This is a genomic window from Confluentibacter citreus (assembly GCF_002807055.1).
GTDB classification, from domain to species: Bacteria; Bacteroidota; Bacteroidia; order Flavobacteriales; family Flavobacteriaceae; genus Confluentibacter; species Confluentibacter citreus.
Genome location: NZ_NIXN01000010.1, coordinates 1 through 14,782, shown reverse-complemented (window position 1 = coordinate 14,782; position 14,782 = coordinate 1). Strand labels below are relative to the sequence as shown.

The window sequence follows — 14,782 nt, the reverse complement described above, 5'->3', positions numbered from 1 at the left end:
TTCGTGTATGGAAAGTTGCGTGTTAGCGGGCGAGGATTTTCCGAAGGAAAATCGGAAGCCAGCAAACAGGCAACCAACTTTGTGTTAGCTAAAACTAGCAATTTTTTATACACGGTGTTGTGTGTTGGCTTTTATTTTATTCAGTTCAATTGTATATAACCAATATTTAACTCCAAGTCTTGGTTCAAGTTCTTTCAAAATTTTAAATCCAATCTTTTCATAAATCCGCCTTGCACTTCCCATTATTTCAGAAGTGTGAAGTGCCATAATTTGTTCGTTATTTTTTTGAGCAATTTCTATACTCATTTTGGTCAGTTTTTCTCCAATTCCATTGCCTCTGTATTTTGGGTCGACTGAAACAAATCTTAAATAACACCATTTCTCATCATATAATTCGGTCGGGTTTCCTTTTGGAATTAGAAAAGCCATACCAATTATTTTTTTGTCATTTTCACAAATTAAGCATTCAGATTTTTTTAGCAATTCAGAGTAGGTCTGATGGTCATCGAGAGTTTTATATAATTTATTCCAATTATCATTAGTTAACTCATCTTTGAATTGTACCCAAGATTTTAATCCCAACTCTTTAAGTTGTTCCAAATCGTCTATATTTCCTTTTCTGAAAATCATTTACCGTATTGTTTTCTAGCTTACACACAACGTGTTCGTGTATGGAAAGTTGCGTGTTTGTGTGCGAGGATTTTCCGAAGGAAAATCAGAAGCCAGCAAACAAGCAACCAACTTTATATTAGCTAAAACTAGCAATTTTTTATACACGGTGTTGCCAGTAGTTTTTATAAATGTATTAAAATCAGTTCAATTCTCTTTGTAATAGTGTCCACAGTCAAATAAAAAGGTTCTGGTCGATTTTTTTTATTGTCGCAATGCAGGAATTCAAATCCATTTTTGTCATATGTCCAAATTCCTTTGTTAGTTTTGGAATCAATTATTTCCCATATTGGGTCAGCATAATTAGTTGAATTGATGGTGTCAAAAAATTTGGAATTTAATATTTGTTCCTTAATATTTTTTGAATCAGATTCTTTATATTCAATTGTCAGTTCATACGAGTAATCCGAATCAAAAGCTTCTTCTGTATGTTCAACAGTATCTTTAATAATTTCGAAATTCTCTGATAATTCCAGATCGGTTTTTGTTTTAATTAATTCAACAATATTTGTTTTAGTCGATTCATTTGATTTCGAATTTGATTTCGATTCTTTGCAAGAAATCAAAACCAAAACTAAAGATATAAGGCATTTAATAAATATTTTTTTCAAAATGTATGTTGTTCTTAAATTACTGGCAACGTGTTCGTGTATGGAAAGTTGCGTGTTTGTGGGCGAGGATTTTCCGAAGGAAAATCGGAAGCCAGCAAACAGGCAACCAACTTTGTGCTAGCTAAAATTAGCAATTTTTTATACACGGTGTTGTAAGCAGTTTTTAATTTTCTGTCAATAGCCTATATTGTCCCTCATACCATTTCTTAATGCTGTCATAATACTTTTTTCATAATCAGTTTCATCAGTATCTTCATATTCGAAATCGATAAAGTTAATTATATCACTAAAATAAGTTTCATGTAATAAATTATAATTTCCATTCTCCATAACGTCAATGATTTCAGATATGTTTTCTAAATAAATATCCAAGGAATTAATAAACTTTAATGTATCATTATTAATTAGGTTCAAGTCAAGTCCAAATCTCTTATAATCTGAAAATTGAAAAAGACAAAAATATTTTTGATTAATTTTTGAAAAATTTTCATGGAATCCTGTTATTTCCTGTTTTTTCAATTTTTTGATTTCGGTATGATACTCTTTTAATTCGAAAATAATTCTATTACAATAGCTATGTATTTTTTTATAATTTAATCGGTCAAATTCCGTGCGTTTTAACTGTTTTATTTTAATTATTTCTTTTTTACATTCGTCTATAAAATCGAATTCAATTTCTTTAATTATGCATAATGTTTTATAATCAATAACATTGTTATAAGTCAATGTTATTTTATATCCATTATTTCTAAAGACTTTATTTAAAACATTTAAAGTTAAAATTGAGTTTCCATAAATCACTCGTTTGTGTTTATCAAATTGGAAAAAAATCAATAAATCAAATACGGTTATTTTTATTTTTAAATCTTTTTCAAAATAATATTTTGAAGTATAATCTGCTATAGTAGATATTCTATCGTTTTCAAGCATTATTTTGTCAGAGAATTTCATCCTAATTTATGTAATGTTTTTTGGTTAGTCAAATTGCTTACAACGTGTTCGTGTATGGAAAGTTGCGTGTTTGGGGGCGAGGATTTTCCGAAGGAAAATCGGAAGCCGGCAAACAAGCAACCAACTTTGATTTAGCTAAAACTAGCAATTTTTTATACACGGTGTTAGCTTTAGTTTTTTATTCCATTTATTTTGTCAACCTCTTTCGCAATTTTTTCAATCATTTCTAAATGTAATTGACGAATTTGTGCATTTAGTTCCGAAATTTTGGATGTAAAATCAATTATTATATTGAAAAAAATTATGGATAAATAAAGAGATATAATTAAAACAAATAACTTATTAAATTCAAGTGAAATGAAAAAATATATTAATAAAAAAATGGTTAAAGTATACTTCATGTTAAAAAGCAGAAACTTTTTCATATATGAAACAGCTTTCTTTTTATCAGGCATTATTGGGTCAATATATTTTCTAACTAATATATTCAATATTAATATTATAATTCCAACTATTAGTCCAGTGACAATTTTATCCATATTATTTAATTTTCTAATTTATTTTTCAATAGCGTATAGTATAATTGATATTTTAAAAATATTGTTTGGACGATATTTCTCAAATTAAAGCTAACGTGTTCGTGTATGGAAAGTTGCGTGTTTGTGGGCGAGGATTTTCCGAAGGAAAATCGGAAGCCGGCAAACAAGCAACCAACTTTGATTTAGCTAAAACTAGCAATTTTTTATACACGGTGTTGGCTACAGTTTTTTATTTTCTTCAGTTTCAATTTCAGTCAAATTTTCATTAATCATTTTCTTTTCAGCAATACGCTCGCCTTTCCAGAAAAACCTTTTGCCAATTTTCCTCAAATGATTGTACCATTCAATATCGGTTGTTAATTGTCCTTTACGTTTATTTCCCATTTTTCGGCAATTTTGGTTTGGGTTTAAAGTCTTTTAAAAACTCTTTTTTGTCAAAAACTAACCGTTTAGTTCGGCGGTCAGAGATAAATCCGTAATCTCTCCACATTAATTCAGTTCCGTCCTCAATGTTGTCGTCATAGATTGGCAATAATTCGCCAATTCCGACAAAAATCCATTCCATTTCTATTTTGTTCGTATTGATAAATTTAAACTCGGATTCTTTACCAAGTTTTACAGCTTTGTCAAATGCTTTTTCTGGTGAGTTAGCTTTAATCAAATGATGATTTCCCCAAGTAGTTACTCTACGTAAATCTTGTTTTTCATTTCGGTCAACTGGTTCGCATTTTTCTATAATTTCAACGATATACCAATTTCCGTTTTCGTTCGATATTTTCTCTTGAGTTCTCATTTCTCAAATTGTAGCCAACGTGTTCGTGTATGGAAAGTTGCGTGTTTGGGGGTGAGGATTTTCCGAAGGAAAATCGGAAGCCGGCAAACGAGCAACAAACTTTGGTTTAGCTAAAACTAGCAATTTTTTATACACGGTGTTGCCCACAGTTTTTATTTCCGATTTACAAGTTTATCAAGCCAACTTTTTCGGTTGCTTACAATTCCTAAGTTTTTGTGATATCTTAATCCCGAAGTTTCTTTATTAGCATTATGTTCCGCTATATTAGCATACTTTTCAGCCAAGTCAGTTTGATTTTCTCGTTGGTAAATAATCGAAAGAATTGAAGCTGTTTTATATTTCTCTACAGGAAAAAATATATTATTAAATCGTTCAAGAATAATTCTTTTCACGAAATCAAATTGGTCAATTTTATTAGTCTTTATAATTAGTTCTGAATATCCTAAGTACGATTGAGTTTTTAGATTAGGATATTTTTTCTCAAAATCAACGGACTTTTTATAAAAATCAATAGCTTTTTCTAATTTATTCTGTTTATAATAAATATCTCCAAGTGAATTTAATGCAGAGCTTATACTAAAATTTTCGTCTGGATATTCAGTCAGCATTTGGGTCAGAAGTGATTCAGCGACTTCAAGTAATTTTGGGTTATCGGTCTCAATTAATTCAACTGCTTGTATTCTTAAATATTCTGCTCTATTATCTTTTCGAGCACGTTTGAGCTTGGTAAAGAAATGTTCTTTATCATTCTCAGTCCAAGATTTTTTTCTATACCATTCCATTGGAGTTCTGTTCGGTCAAATTGTGGGCAACGTGTTCGTGTATGGAAAGTTGCGTGTTTGTGGGCGAGGATTTTCCGAAGGAAAATCGGAAGCCGGCAAACAAGCAACCAACTTTGTGCCAGCTAAAACTAGCAATTTTTTATACACGGTGTTGTAAGCAGTTTTTATTTGTTTTCATACCAATATTTTCTTTCCTCATATTTGTCAAATTCCTCATCGTTCATTTTCAGCAATACTTTTGAAAATTTCCTATATTCATTCAGTTCAGATTTTTGGATAAATTCCGTAATCAAAAAGTAAACAAAATCGTGTTCTAAATCCTCTAATTTCAATTTTGAGTATCGTTTTCTGGATTTCGGATATTGTTTCCAAAATCGTTTGTAATCGGCGTAAATTTTGTCCGTTACTTTTTCGATTATTTCCGTCAGCAATTCAGTCGGAATTCTGTTGTTAGATATTCCGAAATAATATTCTTGAATTTCTGCGTGGAAATTTTTCTTTGGTTCGATGCTATTTTCAGTGTTCCAGAATATCATTTTTAAATTGCTTACAACGTGTTCGTGTATGGAAAGTTGCGTGTTTGTGGGCGAGGATTTTCCGAAGGAAAATCGGAAGCCGGCAAACAAGCAACCAACTTTGTGTTAACTTAAACTAGCAATTTTTTATACACGGTGTTACCTGCTGGCTTTTTTTTCATCACGATTAAATACTTGATTAAAATATCCGTTCAATAATCCTTTTCCGCTATATTTTGTTTTTAAAATCGGCTTTGATTCCGCACAAGCCTTTTTATATAATTTCTGTTCTTTTTCATTGAGAACTTGCGAACCCAAATAAACCATTTTGTAAATCGGATTAGAAGGTTCCATTTCAGACGCTTTTTTTAGCATTTGTTTTCCTTTTATATCCAATTTTTCATATTCTCCAAATTCGTAAGGAAAGATAGAAATGGCATAACCTGCAATGAAATTAAACTCCGCAAATTCAGAGTATTTATTCAGTCCGTTTTTTAGTTCCGTTTCTAATTCAGTCCGCAGGTCAGTTACTTTTGTAAATTGTCCATTTACATTTTCTATCATAGACCATAAAAAGAAGAAATAGTATTTCCATGTTTCAAAATCCGCATTATTTTCCGAAATCAATTTTTGATATAGAGAATATGCTTCGTTATATTTTTCGGCACTCTCAAATTCAAATATTAGTTCTAGATTTTCATTCATTCGCGATGTTTTTTCAGCTTGCAGGTAACGTGTTCGTGTATGGAAAGTTGCGTGTTTGAGGGCGAGGATTTTCCGAAGGAAAATCGGAAGCCGGCAAACACGCAACAACCTTTGTGCCAGCTAAAACTAGCAATTTTTTATACACGGTGTTAGCTGTTCGGGCTTTACTTTCAGTTTATTTTCCGTCATCTAATGATTTTTCCGTTAAGTATTTCATAAGTTCAGTAGCATTAGTTAAAGCAGGATTAGCCATTTGGTCATTAAATAGAACATCAATTGGTCCTTCTCCAAAATATAATCCGTCAGAAACTAAAAAAGTAATTCGAACATTGCCTTTTGTTGGGTTTGGTCTTCTCGGTTTATCCCAAGCACCAATCTGTTGAACTATTTTTTGGCTGTTCTCAAATAATTTGTCGGTAATTTCATTTGCTTTAATATCATCTCTTTTTTCCCAAACCAATATTTTCCCAGTTTGATTTATATATCTTGCTGTTCCATCAGAAAAAGAGGCTAAAACATCAAGTCCATTTTCAAGACCAACTTCGACAATAACAGCTAATAGTTCTTTCTTTGTCGGTTTAATACCTTTAATAATTAGCTTATTGTAAGCAAGCGTTTTAATTCTTGGGTCAGAATTTTTGTCGTCAATTATTTTTTGTAATTCATTTTCAGAACTGTTATCTGAAAATAATATATCAAAAGGATAAGTATATGGTTCTTCAGTATTTTTCTTATATAAGTCTACATTGTCACAAAAGAGCAAGTTGTAAATTAGATTCGCAGAACTTTCTTTATAAGGTTCAATTGGAGTCTGTGTTTTTGTTGTGTTTTTAAAAAAGCTAAAAAATCCCATACTTATAAATAATATCGTTGTTAAAATTATTCCAGAAAATATTTTCTTCCTAATGTTCATTTATGTTCGAATGTTTTTTGCCTGACAGCTAACGTGTTCGTGTATGATTAGTTGCGTGGTTAAGCACTAAATTTAGCAAATAAAAACAGAATAGAAAATCCGCGAGGATTTTCGTAAGCAAGCCAGAACCAAGCAATTAATTATACACGGTGTTGTAGGTAGTGCTTATTCCGCACTTCTGTTGAAGTCCAACGCTTTTTCAATCCAATATTCCAAATCTATATCCATATCAAATCCTTTTGGAATGATGAAAATATAGCCTTTCATTGGTCTGCCTGTAAAGTCCATTGGCAAGCAAATATCTTTTTTTATTTCCGTTTCGTAAGATTCTGTTCCGATTTTCGCCATTAAAAGACTGTCGCCATATTTTTTGTCAATATGGATTCCGCAACACATTTTTTCGTTGACCATAAAAATCAATCCACCCATCATTTTCTTGTCGTAAAACTGGACTTGTTTTGATTGTAGTATTTGTCGAATTCTATCGCCTAAATGTTCGTCATATGCCATAGGTAAAAGATACTAATTTTCGGTATAGGATTTTAGTCCGCTTAGAAATAGCTTGATTCCCTTGTCCGATTGTTTTCGGATTACAAGGCTGTCAAGGATTTTTCCGAAAAAACCAAATTTCACTTTGTAGTCCATAATCTGTTTTACTGTTGTCCGATTTCCATTTTGTTCAAATGTGTATGAATGGTTTAAGTTTTGAACAGGAAACGAGCAGTTAGTTAATTCGTAGGTCAATGCCTCGTTAGGTTTTGAAACCGTACATTTTTCCTCGAACCAATTTTTGCCGTCTTTCATTGTAACTTTTCGTTTTGCACCTATACCATTTTTGGATTCGGATAAGACAGCACATTTTTCTACGGTTGGGTCGTATTTTTCCAATTCTTCGACATTCGATAGTGCCTCCCAAATTTTATCGATTGGTGCATTTATGGTTATTTGATTTATTATTGTTCCCATAACATTTATTTTAATTCATTTCTTTTCTAAATTCTTCTGCATCATAGTAAATTTTGATGTTCTGAATTTTACCATCTTTGATTTCGTACCATTCGTTTATATCTAATTGAATAGTTTTTCCTGAAGGCATTGCCAAGTCCATCAAAACTTGGGTTATTACAAAATTTCCAGCTTCCAAAACCTGTTTCATTTCGTTACCTCGTATCATTGGCATAAAGTTTTCATTGAGTTTGGCAAAGTCTTCCAAACCTTTTACTTGGTCAACTGGTCCTGTAAACGTTACGTTTTTTGCTACTATGTCTTTCCAAGAATCAGTTCCCGACATCAAACCTTGTCCGAAGGCTTGAAATACTTCCATTGGTGATTTTTCCATTGTTTAATTTTTTAAATTAATAATTTAACTTGTAAATCCGAAGCGAAGTTACAAATTAACTTTGAAAAACCAAGTTAAATGAAAATATTTTTTATCTTTGTCTTATGAAAGTACGCTCACATTGTCCTATAAATTACACGTTGGAACACTTTGGAGATAAGTGGTCTTTATTAATATTAAGAGATTTAATGTTCAAGGAAAAACGACACTATAATGAGTTCTTAGAATCTGATGAAAAAGTTTCTACAAGTGTCCTTGGAGATAGACTGAAAATGTTGGAAGAAAATGAAATAATTACGAAAGGCGAGGACGATGTTAAAAAGTCACGTATTAAATACAGTCTTACCGAAAAAGGAATTAAAATGCTCCCTGTTTTGGTCGAAATGATTATTTGGGGTGGATTTTATGACGATAAAACGGAAGCTGGAAAAGTTTTTTTGGCTCAAGCAACTAAAAATCGAGATTATCTTATTTCCCAAATCCGAGAGAAATTGGAAAAGGAACATTTATCAAATTAATGAATTTTGTTTGTAGTTCGGATGTTTCTTTGGCATTACCTACAACGTGTTCGTGTATGGAAAGTTGCGTGTTTGTGGGCGAGGATTTTCCGAAGGAAAATCGGAAGCCAGCAAACGAGCAACCAACTTTGTATTAGCTAAAACTAGCAATTTTTTATACACGGTGTTAGCTGTAGTTATTTCATTTTTAATTTATCCGTAAGTAACCCAAATTCATTTATTGTTGTCTTGAAATCATCTTTAGCTAAACCGGCAACAATAACACACCTGCTTTTATTTACTACACCAGTCATGATTATATGTGTTTCTTGATTGTTTAGCACGCCAATGATAATTTCTTCATAACATTTAAAACCATTTACAGTTGTTCTGTCAGTAGCCGTTCTTTTAGTAATTTGTAACCCATTTTGAACTAATGAATTTAAATTAGTTTCAAGAACAAGTTTTGGGTTCATATTTGGTCTGTCCGTTGGCAATTGTGAAACCAAATATGCGGATTCTCCCATAAAATTATCTTTTTTAATTCCATCTTTAGTATATAAAAACATATTTGATACCGTTTTTGAATATTTAAAATTACTTTTTGAGTCATCTATCTCAAAAAAGGCAATTTCAAAAGGGTCTACAATTCTTTTTTTATCATACTCGATTGTCAAAAAAGCTTTTTCAACGATTTTAATTTTTTCTTTTTCCAAATTATTAAAAATAGCAATTGCCATTACTGAAAATTCATCATCGCCAAATACCAATTGTAAGCTTTTTTGATTAGGGTCTCCTTGAAGTAAAGCAAGTTTTGCTGGATAGCCACTAATATTTAATTCTTTAAAGTCAAAAACAGTCACTCCTTTTTTTTCGAAGTTTTCTTTAGTAAAGTTTTTTGCATTTGAATTATAGTTTCCTCCAAATAAGTCATAAAACTGGATAAGTGCGGTTTCTCCACTTTCTAATCCTATAAAATCTGTAGAGAGTTGGAAATCTTTTGGTTTTTCCATATAAATATGAGTTCCTGGAATTGAGGTTTTAACGGGAATCTGCTTTTTGTTTTCAGTTTGTCCACAAGCACTAAATGTTAATGTAAGAGCAATTAATAATATTTTTATTCTCATAGTTGGTTTTTAATTACAGCTAACGTGTTCGTGTATGTAAAGTTGCGTGTTTGAAGGCGAGGATTTTCCGAAGGAAAATCGGAAGCCAGCAAACAAGCAACAACCTTTGTGCCAGCTAAAACTAGCAATTTTTTATACACGGTGTTGTAAACAGTTTTTTTATTCAGATTCTAATTTATTCTTATTAAACTTTGGTTCAAATTCTCTTTTAATTAATAACTTTCTTTTAAAAGCTAAAAAGAAAGAATATCCAATGTAACTGAATATTAAAATTATTCCAATCCAAATATATTTGTCTCGCTTTTATTTAAAATTTAGAAATCTTAATTCCATTATGAACAAAACGAAAAATATGATTCTAAAATACAGCATTAAAATTAACTTCTATGAACTTTAAGACTTTTTACTTTTTTATTTTGGTCAAAATAAATTGTCAAATGTCCTGTGCTAATTCCTTGTTTGGCCATTCCCAAATAGTAACCAAATTCAGAGTCGGATTTTGTTTCTGGATTACCTAATAACTCAATTATTTCCGTTTCTGTTTTGCCATTCAGTTCGTGATTATTTCGTAAGCTGTTCATCATATCCCAACGCAATGACAATTCAGATTCAGATTCCGTCCAGTTTTTCCATTTTTCAGAGTCGAATTGTTCATGAGTAATTTGTCCTTTAAGGGTAAATCCAATTAGAATTAATACTCCGAAAATCAGAATTCCATATTTTAATGCTTTCCTCAAAAGTTCGTTTTTAAATTGTTTACAACGTGTTCGTGTATGGAAAGTTGCGTGTTTGAGGGCGAGGATTTTCCGAAGGAAAATCGGAAGCCGGCAAACAAGCAACCAACTTTGTGTTAGCTAAAACTAGCAATTTTTTATACACGGTGTTAGCCACTGGTTTTATTTTTTATTAATCCGCTAATAATATTAATCGGAAATATAATTTGTCCGACAACAGCAATGAACGCTATTGAATAAATTGCTAAAGTCAGATTTTCATTAAAATCAAATTCCACTATCGATTCTCGGTAAAGCTGCGACAAAACCCAGATTAGCAAAATTCCGCCGAAAGTCAGCGCAATGTGAGTCAAATTCAGCCATTTGGATAGCTTTCTGTTTGTTTTTAGCATAATCCAATATCCAAGTCCGATTATTGCAAAAAGAATTGAAATCAGAATGTTTAATTCAGTCAGCGAAAAAACGTAATAAGTGTCGTATTTATTAACAACCAAATTTTCTGTTGAACTTACAAATCTGCTTAACATTATTAAGGGAATCGAAAGCCAAAAAATTAGATGTGGTTTGTTGGTTATTCTGTTCATTTTCAACTTGTGGCTAACGTGTTCGTGTATGGAAAGTTGCGTGCTTGCGTGCGAGGATTTTCCGAAGGAAAATCGGAAGCCGGCAAACAGGCAACCAACTTTGTGCTAGCTAAAACTAGCAATTTTTTATACACGGTGTTGGGCTTTCGTTATTTTTTTCGGTTGTCATTAAACCATTCTGATGAATTCCAATCTGGACTAATTCCACCCAATTCAGGAAAATCCAAGTCAGGATTGTCGGATTGAACAAGTCCGATTAGCTTTTGTCCAGTTAAAAGCCAAATTCGTGATTCTTTTGCAATGATGTCTAAAATTCCTGTTGCAAGATTTTTGTCCTCATTTACAAAGTTGTCATAATTTCTAAATGCTAAAATCAGTCCTTTGTATTTTTTATTATATAAATCTCTTAAACAGTCGACAAATGCATTTAAGTTTTCCCCATAATAATCAGGAAAATTCAACGCAGTTTTTAAATTCGGATGCGCATTTTTGCGATTCCAAGTCCGAGTGTTCATTTCTATTATCTCAAAATTGTTATTGCTGAACCAAATTAAATCATCATTCAGAACTCCGTTTTTAAAATATTTACATATTGGTCCGTTTTTCAGAATTTCGATGTCTCTTTCTATTTTATCTGCTCTTAATTCCATTCGTAATTTTTAAATCTGGACGGTTATCATAATGAAGCCCAACGTGTTCGTGTATGATTAGTTGCGTGGTTAAGCACTAAATTTAGCAAATAAAAACTGAATAGAAAATCCGCGAGGATTTTCGTAAGCAAGCCAGAACCAAGCAATTAATTATACACGGTGTTGGCATTAGTATTTTTTAATTCCAATTAATTATTGGTAGTTTACGTTTTTCGTTAATATTCCAAAGTCCTAATTGAATTCCTTTTGTTTTTTTACTTTTATTCAAAAGTCCGATTTGAATTCCTGTCATATATTCGGTCGAGTTTGATAGAGCAATCTGAATTCCATTACTATAGGTCGCTTCGTTAAGTAATACAGCGATTTGAATTCCATTTGATTTGTCGATTCCATTCCATAACCCAGCAATTGCAATTCCGTTATTTTCAGTTCCACTTTGAACCAATAAAGCCAACGTGATTCCATTAAAAGAAACGTTTCCCATGGTGCCACCTGAAATATTCAAACCATTTATTATTTCATCAGTTTCTTCTTTTCTAATTAAACTTCCATTTGCCAATAACCCGACAAGTCCAAGTCCAGGAATTTCAAGTCTAATGCCGTTGGTTCTAACAAATCTCTTTTTTTCATTAAACTCTGGAAATGCTCCGACAGAGATTCCATTAATAGTTGTATTTTGTGTATGAAAAGTTCCAAATAAATATCTTGTTTTTTCATTAAAATCTTGACAAAGGACTTTAATTGAAATCAGAAATATTATTGTGATTGTTAGGTTTTTCATATTAATGCCAACGTTTATGTGTATGATTAGTGGCGTGTTTAAGCACCTAATTTAGCAAATAAAAACAGAATAGAAAATCCGCGAGGATTTTCGTAAGTAGGCGAGAACTAGCCATTAATTATACACGTTGTTCTACACCGTTTTTATTCCTCTTTTGTTTCGTTTTCCATTTTCGGCGGTGGTGGCGGTGGCGGTGGAAAATAACCATTTATACCTATGATTCCACTAAATTCCGCTTTTAATAAATCTCTCTCGGTTCCTGACAACTCCGAAATATTTTTTTTAAAAATACTCATAGATATTTCATTGCTGTAATTTTTGATTCCTATTAAAATTTCAAAAATCCTTCTTTTTGCCAATTCAGGTTTTAATTCTGTATCCCATTGCAACAGATAAAGAAGATTTTTTCTTTCAGTTCCAATTATCATTTCTTTAGTAGCTTTGACTAATTTATTTTCCAAACTTTCATTTGATTCGACCAATTCATAATCTACAAGAACTTGGTTTTCTTTATTAATCATTATCGGAATAAGATTATGTGGGATTGTATTCCAATTGCAATTTTTGTTGGCAAATGCTGGAAACTCAATGTTTATGTCGTGGTAATTTATAATTGCTGTAAATCTCGAGTTTTTGCACAAGTCAGTTTTTGTTTGTATTTCTATACTTTTCAATAATAAAGAGTCGGATAATGAAAAATCAATTTTTGCGACTGGCTCATATTTTCCAGAACTATTTTTAAAAAAATCAGCAATGTTTTTAATTTCATCGTTGGTTTTACAACCTATCGCTGAAAGTAGAAGAAATGTTAATGCTATGTACAGAGTTTTTTTCAAATGGTGTAGAACGTGTTCGTGTATGGAAAGTTGCGTGTTTGGTGGCGAGGATTTTCCGAAGGAAAATCGGAAGCCAGCAAACAAGCAACCAACTTTGTGCCAGCTAAAACTAGCAATTTTTTATACACGGTGTTGGGCATAGTTATTTTTTAATTTCAATTCCACTCCTGTCATAATCCACTTTTTTTTTAAAATAACCATCGTTGTCGTAAATCAAAAGTTTTTTTATGTTTCCGTTTTGATAATACTCTTTAATTTCTCCAACCGCAAAGCCATTTTTAAAATTCCCGTAAAATCTCATAATTCCATTCGTAAAATATTCCTTTTGTTCTCCGTTTAGATTGGACTCACATTTTCTAAATACTGAGCGAGATTTTTTTCTCAACTTCTTTAATTCAGATTCGCTGATATCTTTTTTATATGATGCTGGTAAAACCCCTTCAAGTTTATAAATCGACGGAAGAAGTAAAGTGTCCTTTGAATTATTTCTAGAAATTTCAATTGTTAGTTTTTCATTTGTTTCTTCAGAAATCAGTTGGTAATTTCCACTCGCTGGAATTCTGATAATTGGATTATCAAGATTTAAAGTTTCATAAGTTTGCTCTCCTTTTTTTAAAAAATAAAATACTGCTTTTTCAATTGAGTCATTGCAAGAGTTTTTCAAATACAACTGGTATTCAATCTCCTGAGAATAAAGATTAAATGAAGCAAAAAGTATTATTAAAGTTACGATTCTCATAATTATGCCCAACGTGTTCGTGTATGGAAAGTTGCGTGTTTGAGGGCGAGGATTTTCCGAAGGAAAATCGGAAGCCGGCAAACAGGCAACCAACTTTGTGCTAGCTAAAACTAGCAATTTTTTATACACGGTGTTGTGAGCTGGCTTTTTATTCGTTATATTTTTCTAATGCTCGGTCAAATTCAATTAGGTCGAACCATTTTAATTTTTCAAAATCCACAATTTCGTTTGTCCGTTTTTCTCTGTTCAGATATTCCAAATCTTTAGGGTGAACTTCAATTAATCTTGCTTTATTTTTTTCTGTTTCTTCGAGTCCGTAATAAATAGAAGTTCCATCAAACTCGATAAATGCAAACTTTTGTTTTTTTAGATTTATTATTATAAAGGGGAAATCCCCTTTTGTAGTATCGGGATTGTAAGCTGGTTTTCGACAAGCAATACAGTCAGATTTTTCAAGAAAATAGAATGTTTTGTCGTCATCAAACCAAATCCAAGTTCGACTTGAATTTAGTTCTTTTTTAGGATTTTCATAGTTAGAGTAAATTCCAATAATTCCTGCATAAGAAAGCATACTTGATTCTTTAATGTTATAGACAATAATTCCATAATCATTATTTGGCGAAGAAATAAAATAGTCTTCTGTCCAAGGTTCTATTTTGTAGCCAATCAGTTTATCTTTGTCGATATTCCATTTTAATCTTTCGCTCATTTTGGTTTATTCAGCTTGCTCACAACGTGTTTGTGTATGGAAAGTTGCGTGTTTGGGGGCTAGGATTTTCCGAAGGAAAATCGGAAGCCAGCAAACACGCAACTAACTTTGTGTTAACTAAAACTAGCAATTTTTTATACACGGTGTTGTACGCTGGCTTTTTTTATTAATAATTCGCTTTATTTACATTAAAAACGTGTGTTTTTCCAATACTGTCAACATACACATATTTATAATATTTCGTATTCATTAACAGGTTTGAAAATTTATACCAAGTTCCGTTTTCAAGTTTTCCAATTGTCGGTTTT

General features: G+C 31.7%; 22 protein-coding genes. 1 reads left to right on the top strand and 21 read right to left on the bottom strand.

Features of this window, described 5'->3' with window-relative positions:
• Positions 1-105 precede the first annotated feature (105 nt).
• From CDH49_RS15095 to CDH49_RS15025, 13 genes are all read right to left on the bottom strand, one after another.
• Positions 106-630, bottom strand: a complete 525-nt coding sequence (locus CDH49_RS15095; protein WP_100616366.1) for a GNAT family N-acetyltransferase — start codon at positions 628-630, stop codon at positions 106-108.
• A gap of 164 nt (positions 631-794) precedes the next feature.
• A complete protein-coding gene (locus tag CDH49_RS15090; RefSeq protein ID WP_157805338.1) occupies positions 795-1,280 on the bottom strand; it encodes a hypothetical protein in 486 nt (161 codons plus the stop codon).
• Between the two features lie 174 nt (positions 1,281-1,454).
• On the bottom strand, positions 1,455-2,231 hold the full coding sequence (locus tag CDH49_RS15085) for a hypothetical protein (RefSeq protein WP_100616364.1): 777 nt from the start codon (positions 2,229-2,231) through the stop codon (positions 1,455-1,457).
• A 170-nt stretch (positions 2,232-2,401) separates the two neighbouring features.
• The gene (locus CDH49_RS15075) at positions 2,402-2,770 is read right to left on the bottom strand and encodes a hypothetical protein (protein ID WP_100616362.1); all 369 of its coding nucleotides are present in this window, start codon (positions 2,768-2,770) and stop codon (positions 2,402-2,404) included.
• A 219-nt stretch (positions 2,771-2,989) separates the two neighbouring features.
• Positions 2,990-3,154: a hypothetical protein gene (locus tag CDH49_RS15660; RefSeq protein ID WP_157805337.1), complete on the bottom strand. Its 165-nt coding sequence runs from the start codon at positions 3,152-3,154 to the stop codon at positions 2,990-2,992.
• On the bottom strand, positions 3,144-3,563 hold the full coding sequence (locus tag CDH49_RS15065) for a DUF4288 domain-containing protein (RefSeq protein WP_100616360.1): 420 nt from the start codon (positions 3,561-3,563) through the stop codon (positions 3,144-3,146). The genes CDH49_RS15660 and CDH49_RS15065 overlap by 11 nt, the downstream gene beginning before the upstream one ends.
• A 152-nt stretch (positions 3,564-3,715) precedes the next feature.
• Positions 3,716-4,345 (bottom strand): tetratricopeptide repeat protein, encoded by a 630-nt coding sequence (locus tag CDH49_RS15060; protein WP_157805336.1) that lies wholly within the window; start codon positions 4,343-4,345, stop codon positions 3,716-3,718.
• 164 nt (positions 4,346-4,509) lie between these two features.
• A complete protein-coding gene (locus CDH49_RS15050; RefSeq protein ID WP_100616357.1) occupies positions 4,510-4,881 on the bottom strand; it encodes a hypothetical protein in 372 nt (123 codons plus the stop codon).
• A 138-nt stretch (positions 4,882-5,019) separates the two neighbouring features.
• On the bottom strand, positions 5,020-5,565 hold the full coding sequence (locus tag CDH49_RS15045; protein WP_100616356.1) for a regulator of G-protein signaling domain-containing protein: 546 nt from the start codon (positions 5,563-5,565) through the stop codon (positions 5,020-5,022).
• A 175-nt stretch (positions 5,566-5,740) separates the two neighbouring features.
• Positions 5,741-6,478, bottom strand: a complete 738-nt coding sequence (locus tag CDH49_RS15040; RefSeq protein ID WP_157805335.1) for a hypothetical protein — start codon at positions 6,476-6,478, stop codon at positions 5,741-5,743.
• Positions 6,479-6,643: 165 nt separating this feature from the next.
• Positions 6,644-6,988 carry an RNA methyltransferase gene (locus tag CDH49_RS15035; RefSeq protein WP_100616354.1) on the bottom strand — a complete coding sequence of 115 codons (345 nt, stop codon included), beginning with the start codon at positions 6,986-6,988 and terminating at the stop codon, positions 6,644-6,646.
• Between the two features lie 12 nt (positions 6,989-7,000).
• Positions 7,001-7,444 (bottom strand): SRPBCC family protein, encoded by a 444-nt coding sequence (locus CDH49_RS15030; RefSeq protein ID WP_100616353.1) that lies wholly within the window; start codon positions 7,442-7,444, stop codon positions 7,001-7,003.
• 10 nt (positions 7,445-7,454) lie between these two features.
• Positions 7,455-7,817 (bottom strand): nuclear transport factor 2 family protein, encoded by a 363-nt coding sequence (locus CDH49_RS15025; protein ID WP_100616352.1) that lies wholly within the window; start codon positions 7,815-7,817, stop codon positions 7,455-7,457.
• 104 nt (positions 7,818-7,921) lie between these two features.
• Between CDH49_RS15025 and CDH49_RS15020 the strand changes: the two genes are divergently transcribed.
• Positions 7,922-8,335, top strand: a complete 414-nt coding sequence (locus CDH49_RS15020; RefSeq protein ID WP_100616351.1) for a winged helix-turn-helix transcriptional regulator — start codon at positions 7,922-7,924, stop codon at positions 8,333-8,335.
• A 176-nt stretch (positions 8,336-8,511) separates the two neighbouring features.
• Here the strand turns inward: CDH49_RS15020 and CDH49_RS15015 are convergent, their stop codons facing one another.
• From CDH49_RS15015 to CDH49_RS14975, 8 genes are all read right to left on the bottom strand, one after another.
• On the bottom strand, positions 8,512-9,441 hold the full coding sequence (locus CDH49_RS15015; RefSeq protein ID WP_100616350.1) for a hypothetical protein: 930 nt from the start codon (positions 9,439-9,441) through the stop codon (positions 8,512-8,514).
• Between the two features lie 377 nt (positions 9,442-9,818).
• Entirely contained in the window at positions 9,819-10,178 is a 360-nt protein-coding gene (locus tag CDH49_RS15010; RefSeq protein WP_100616349.1) for a hypothetical protein, read from the bottom strand.
• Between the two features lie 146 nt (positions 10,179-10,324).
• Positions 10,325-10,759, bottom strand: coding sequence for a hypothetical protein (locus CDH49_RS15005; protein ID WP_157805334.1), 435 nt, complete (start codon positions 10,757-10,759; stop codon positions 10,325-10,327).
• Positions 10,760-10,908: 149 nt separating this feature from the next.
• Positions 10,909-11,409: a barstar family protein gene (locus CDH49_RS14995; protein ID WP_100616346.1), complete on the bottom strand. Its 501-nt coding sequence runs from the start codon at positions 11,407-11,409 to the stop codon at positions 10,909-10,911.
• Between the two features lie 178 nt (positions 11,410-11,587).
• Positions 11,588-12,190, bottom strand: a complete 603-nt coding sequence (locus CDH49_RS14990; protein WP_100616345.1) for an LA_2272 family surface repeat-containing protein — start codon at positions 12,188-12,190, stop codon at positions 11,588-11,590.
• A 143-nt stretch (positions 12,191-12,333) separates the two neighbouring features.
• On the bottom strand, positions 12,334-12,711 hold the full coding sequence (locus CDH49_RS15655) for a hypothetical protein (RefSeq protein WP_157805333.1): 378 nt from the start codon (positions 12,709-12,711) through the stop codon (positions 12,334-12,336).
• A 457-nt stretch (positions 12,712-13,168) separates the two neighbouring features.
• A complete protein-coding gene (locus tag CDH49_RS14980) occupies positions 13,169-13,765 on the bottom strand; it encodes a hypothetical protein (RefSeq protein WP_157805332.1) in 597 nt (198 codons plus the stop codon).
• A 148-nt stretch (positions 13,766-13,913) separates the two neighbouring features.
• The gene (locus tag CDH49_RS14975; RefSeq protein ID WP_100616342.1) at positions 13,914-14,474 is read right to left on the bottom strand and encodes a hypothetical protein; all 561 of its coding nucleotides are present in this window, start codon (positions 14,472-14,474) and stop codon (positions 13,914-13,916) included.
• Between the last annotated feature and the right edge of the window lie 308 nt (positions 14,475-14,782).

Coding starts and splice junctions, on each gene's coding strand:
- CDH49_RS15095 (WP_100616366.1), bottom strand. CDS start 630: ATGATTTTCAGAAAAGGAAATATAGACGATTTGGAACAACTTAAAGAG.
- CDH49_RS15085 (WP_100616364.1), bottom strand. CDS start 2,231: ATGAAATTCTCTGACAAAATAATGCTTGAAAACGATAGAATATCTACT.
- CDH49_RS15075 (WP_100616362.1), bottom strand. CDS start 2,770: ATGGATAAAATTGTCACTGGACTAATAGTTGGAATTATAATATTAATA.
- CDH49_RS15660 (WP_157805337.1), bottom strand. CDS start 3,154: ATGGGAAATAAACGTAAAGGACAATTAACAACCGATATTGAATGGTAC.
- CDH49_RS15065 (WP_100616360.1), bottom strand. CDS start 3,563: ATGAGAACTCAAGAGAAAATATCGAACGAAAACGGAAATTGGTATATC.
- CDH49_RS15060 (WP_157805336.1), bottom strand. CDS start 4,345: ATGGAATGGTATAGAAAAAAATCTTGGACTGAGAATGATAAAGAACAT.
- CDH49_RS15050 (WP_100616357.1), bottom strand. CDS start 4,881: ATGATATTCTGGAACACTGAAAATAGCATCGAACCAAAGAAAAATTTC.
- CDH49_RS15045 (WP_100616356.1), bottom strand. CDS start 5,565: ATGAATGAAAATCTAGAACTAATATTTGAATTTGAGAGTGCCGAAAAA.
- CDH49_RS15040 (WP_157805335.1), bottom strand. CDS start 6,478: ATGAACATTAGGAAGAAAATATTTTCTGGAATAATTTTAACAACGATA.
- CDH49_RS15035 (WP_100616354.1), bottom strand. CDS start 6,988: ATGGCATATGACGAACATTTAGGCGATAGAATTCGACAAATACTACAA.
- CDH49_RS15030 (WP_100616353.1), bottom strand. CDS start 7,444: ATGGGAACAATAATAAATCAAATAACCATAAATGCACCAATCGATAAA.
- CDH49_RS15025 (WP_100616352.1), bottom strand. CDS start 7,817: ATGGAAAAATCACCAATGGAAGTATTTCAAGCCTTCGGACAAGGTTTG.
- CDH49_RS15020 (WP_100616351.1), top strand. CDS start 7,922: ATGAAAGTACGCTCACATTGTCCTATAAATTACACGTTGGAACACTTT.
- CDH49_RS15015 (WP_100616350.1), bottom strand. CDS start 9,441: ATGAGAATAAAAATATTATTAATTGCTCTTACATTAACATTTAGTGCT.
- CDH49_RS15005 (WP_157805334.1), bottom strand. CDS start 10,759: ATGAACAGAATAACCAACAAACCACATCTAATTTTTTGGCTTTCGATT.
- CDH49_RS14995 (WP_100616346.1), bottom strand. CDS start 11,409: ATGGAATTAAGAGCAGATAAAATAGAAAGAGACATCGAAATTCTGAAA.
- CDH49_RS14990 (WP_100616345.1), bottom strand. CDS start 12,190: ATGAAAAACCTAACAATCACAATAATATTTCTGATTTCAATTAAAGTC.
- CDH49_RS15655 (WP_157805333.1), bottom strand. CDS start 12,711: ATGATTAATAAAGAAAACCAAGTTCTTGTAGATTATGAATTGGTCGAA.
- CDH49_RS14980 (WP_157805332.1), bottom strand. CDS start 13,765: ATGAGAATCGTAACTTTAATAATACTTTTTGCTTCATTTAATCTTTAT.
- CDH49_RS14975 (WP_100616342.1), bottom strand. CDS start 14,474: ATGAGCGAAAGATTAAAATGGAATATCGACAAAGATAAACTGATTGGC.